General features: G+C 55.5%; 5 protein-coding genes and 1 pseudogene. All 6 read right to left on the bottom strand.

Features of this window, described 5'->3' with window-relative positions; all coding sequences use genetic code 11:
* On the bottom strand, nt 1-107 hold a 107-nt coding region (locus ACILQA_RS10555), incomplete at its 3' end, for a 30S ribosomal protein S15 (RefSeq protein WP_395629655.1).
* Between the two features lie 16 nt (nt 108-123).
* Nucleotides 124-1,083: a tRNA pseudouridine(55) synthase TruB gene (gene truB, locus ACILQA_RS10560; RefSeq protein ID WP_395629651.1), complete on the bottom strand. Its 960-nt coding sequence runs from the start codon at nt 1,081-1,083 to the stop codon at nt 124-126.
* 32 nt (nt 1,084-1,115) lie between these two features.
* Nucleotides 1,116-1,532: a DUF6491 family protein gene (locus ACILQA_RS10565; RefSeq protein WP_395629652.1), complete on the bottom strand. Its 417-nt coding sequence runs from the start codon at nt 1,530-1,532 to the stop codon at nt 1,116-1,118.
* Between the two features lie 59 nt (nt 1,533-1,591).
* Nucleotides 1,592-2,173, bottom strand: coding sequence for a thymidine kinase (locus ACILQA_RS10570; protein WP_395629653.1), 582 nt, complete (start codon nt 2,171-2,173; stop codon nt 1,592-1,594).
* Nucleotides 2,173-2,577, bottom strand: coding sequence for a 30S ribosome-binding factor RbfA (gene rbfA, locus ACILQA_RS10575; RefSeq protein WP_395629654.1), 405 nt, complete (start codon nt 2,575-2,577; stop codon nt 2,173-2,175). The genes ACILQA_RS10570 and rbfA overlap by 1 nt, the downstream gene beginning before the upstream one ends.
* A gap of 29 nt (nt 2,578-2,606) precedes the next feature.
* A pseudogene (locus tag ACILQA_RS10580) lies at nt 2,607-3,140 on the bottom strand (translation initiation factor IF-2); the annotation flags it as partial.

Consider the following 3,140-nt stretch of genomic DNA (forward strand, 5'->3'; position numbering starts at 1 on the left):
ATACGGTCAGTCAGGATTGCAACCTGCACTTCTGGTGATCCGGTATCATTTGGCTCGCGTGCGTGCTCTTTGATGACCTGTGCTTTACGTTCTGCAGTAATTGACATATTTTTCCTTCGAACATCATGGAGTTAGGTTAAAGCCACGAACGGTTTTTAAAGCACCGTCGATGTTCTCCACCAGTGCAATAGGCCGCAAATCTGCGTCCCTCGCCCAATGTAGCCCATCTTTCATGGCAATCCCGGTCAAGACGCGACCCTGTTGGATCGCCCTTGCCTGTTCCGGGGAGAGATCAAGAGCCGGGATGTCGACCAGCCCTGCCTCTATCGGCAAGATAATGTCTTCTTGGGCTGCCCCTTGGCCGAATGCATTCAGTTTGTCCAGCGAAATCGCGCCATTCAGGGCGAACGGACCCGCACGCACGCGGCGCAGCATAGAGACATGGCCGACCGTACCCAAAGCATAGGCAATATCCCGCGCCAAGCTTCGGATGTACGTGCCTTTGGAAACGTCGGCAGTCAGTGTGATTGAACCCAAAAGCGCGTCACCCTGAACTTGTTTCAGGGTCTTACTTTCATCACGGTCAAAGTAAGATGCTGAAACAAGTTCAGCATGACAAATGGTGAGCTGATAGACCGTCACGCCCCGCGACTTCATCTCAACCACTTCCCCTGCCCGCGCCAGATCATAAGCGCGCTTGCCATCAATTTTGATCGCGGAATAAGCAGGCGGAATCTGTTCAATCGGCCCCGTGAACTGCGCCAGTGCTTGCTGCACCTGATCCAGCGTGGGCCGCACGTCCGAAGTTGCAACAACCTCGCCCTCGGCATCTAGGCCGCTGGTCTCCGTCCCAAAGCAGATGGTGAAATCATAAGTCTTGGACGCGTCGAGCATCCGGCCACATAATTTGGTCGCCTCACCCAATGCGATGGGGAGCACACCGGTGGCGAGCGGATCAAGCGTGCCGCCATGCCCAACCTTGACCTTGCCAAAGCCTGCGGAACGCAAGTTGCGCTTTACCGCTGCAACAGCCTGCGTTGAACCCAGACCAAGCGGTTTATCGAGGATGATCCAGCCATGCATGCACGCCCTTTAGGGCGCGGTGTAGCATCAAGTCAATTTGAAGGCGCCGCAGCATCCTTGCCTGCGGCCAATGTTTGCTTGCGAAGCTTTAGGCGCTCTTTGCGCGGCAAAGGCTTATTGGCGGTCACAAGGCTCGCCAATTGGCATTTGTCGCCAGCCACGACGATCGTGCTGAACCTGTCGAAAGTCGCCGAACCGCGCGTATCAAACCCAATCGCTTGCGCGAAATCAAGTTCCTGGCATCCACCAAGTAGTTCGGCATAATACCAGCGCCGTTGCCGGTCCTCCAGCCATAGGCCGTCATTGCCATCAGCTTCGAAATTGCGGATCGCACCGTGATTGGGAAAATTGATCTTGGTTTCCACGCCGACTTCGGGCCAGACATAGGGGGTCGGCCTTTTGGAATGCAGAGGCGCCGCGATGGCGGCCGCGACCAACAATGAGAGCATGGTTTTTTTTCATCATAGGCACGACGATATGCCTTTCTGGATGAACGGCAAATGAAAAGTCAGCCTAAGCCGCGCGCCTCGTTAAAATGCTTCCGGCACATCGCAACGTAACGATCATCGCCGCCAATTTCGGTTTGTGCGCCATCGACAACGGCTCTGCCTGTTTCATCAACGCGCAAATTCATCGTCGCTTTGCGGCCGCAGTCACACACGCCTTTTAATTCAACCAGGCTGTCCGCAATGCCAAGCAATGCAGCCGATCCGGGGAAAAGTTCGCCCTGAAAATCCGTGCGCAAGCCATAGCAAACAACCGGAATACCGGCCTTGTCGGCCAAGCTTGCGGCCTGCCAAACCTGTTCTTTGGTCAAAAACTGCGCTTCGTCGATCAGCACGCACGCGAGCGGCGTCTCTGCGTGCTTGGTGAGGACTGCGCTTTCGATATCCGTGTCGCTTTCAAAGCGGCTTGCATCGCCGGCGAGACCAATGCGCGAGCTGATAGCTCCGAAACCCGGGCGATCATCAATAGCGGCCGTCCACAGCATCACCTGCATGCCGCGCTCGCCATAATTGAATGCCGCCTGCAGCAATGTCGTCGATTTGCCAGCGTTCATCGACGCGTAGTAGAAATATAGCTTGGCCATTATTCTTCGCCGTCGGTCAAATCTTGTTGCACCTTGGGCTGTGCCAATAAGCCTTCGATATGCGTGGCTTGGTCGAAGCTATCGTCGGCCAAAAATTTCAGCTTCGCCGCATATTTCATGCTCACCCGCGAGGCGACTTCTTTCTGGAAAAACGCCGTATTGGTGCGCAGTGCTTTCAGCACCTTTTCTTCATTTGCCCCCAACAGCGGCTTAATGAATGCCGTTGCATGGCGCAAATCCGGAGACATACGCACTTCGGTCACGCTGACGCTGTGGCTGTTAAGAACATCGTCATGCACTTCGCCGCGCGCGAGCAGTTCCGACAATATATGCCGGAATTGTTCGCCTACGCGCAGCAACCGCACGGAACGGCCCTCGGTACCAGTGTCGTTATGCTTGGCCATACCGCTCCCCTTTCAGGTTCGAGCTAAGCTCACAACGTCCGTTCACGTTCCTCGACTTCAAAGACCTCGAGCATATCGCCTGCCTTGACGTCGTTGGTATCCGCCAACACGACACCACATTCGAGACCAGCACGAACTTCGTCGATATTGTCCTTGAACCGGCGGAGCGAGGCAATCGTGGTTTTCGACACGATGACGTCTTCGCGGGTGAGACGTGCATGAAGGCCCTTTTTGATGATGCCTTCGGTGACCAGCAAACCAGCGGCCTTGTCGCGCTTGCCGGACTTGAACACGTCCTTGACCTCTGCACGTCCAACGACGGTTTCGATGATTTCCGGACCAAGCTCGCCCGCCATTTCCTTGGCGATGTCTGCCGTCAGATGATAAATCACATCGAAATATTTCAACCGGACCCGGTCACGTTTCGCAAGCGCCGCAGCCTTGCTGTTCGGACGCACGTTAAAGCCGATCAGCGGCGCATTGGACGCGGCAGCAAGCAGCATATCCGATTCCGTGATACCGCCAACGCCAGCCAACAGAACGCGAACCTTGATCTCGTCTGT

The sequence above is a fragment of the Sphingorhabdus sp. genome, from assembly GCF_044239005.1.
GTDB lineage: Bacteria > Pseudomonadota > Alphaproteobacteria > Sphingomonadales > Sphingomonadaceae > Sphingorhabdus_B.